Annotated in this window: 1 pseudogene; it reads left to right on the top strand. The window is 63.4% G+C overall.

Annotated features, from left to right (window positions below):
- Window positions 1-465: 465 nt before the first annotated feature.
- Window positions 466-714, top strand: a pseudogene (locus tag AC1DKD_RS41760) (adenosine deaminase); the annotation flags it as partial.

Below are 714 nucleotides of genomic sequence, written 5' to 3'. Positions count from 1 at the left end.
AGGGCGTCCCACGTGGACGTGGGGGCACCTGCGTTGGCCGCCGTGGCGGAAAGGGCCAAACCTGCCGCGGAGACGGCGGCCAGGGTGACTCCGCGGCGCGCGGCAGTACGGAATTTGGTGTTTTTCATGATGGTGATGCTCCTGAAGGCCACCAGCGCTGGTTCCGTCCCCGGAGATCGTCGCGCCACTGCCCACCCCTGACGAATAGAGGTCACTGTCGGTGGCTGCCGCTGGGCAGTTCTGGTGAAGGCAGCACCGGGCAATCAAGTCGCCCGCCGAACGGGCATGTATTTCACGCTAAGACATCGTTTGGGTGTTATCAAATCGAGATTCCGCCGGCGCGATGGGGATGGGCCCTGGCATAGATAACGGCCTTGGCGCCGCTGCCTCCGAAAGCGCGGGCAGGCGCGAAACCCGTAGGGGCATTATTCTGTCCCGATGGACAACTTTTCCGGCGGCAGCGCCATGCCCGAAACCGAGACGGACTCCGCGGAACCCGCGGTGCCTGCCAAGCCCCTTCCAGTGGCTGAACTGCACCTGCACATCGAAGGCACGCTGCAGCCCGAACTCATCTTTGCCCTGGCTGAACGCAACGGCATTGAACTGCCCTATTCGGGCCTGGACGAGCTCCGCGAGAAGTATGAGTTCACCGACCTGCAGTCATTCCTGGACCTCTACTACGCCAACATGGCCGTGCTGCGCACCGAGCAGGAC

The sequence above is a fragment of the Cupriavidus sp. 05T313 genome, assembly GCF_056396665.1.
This window is presented reverse-complemented; position numbering and strand designations above follow the sequence as displayed.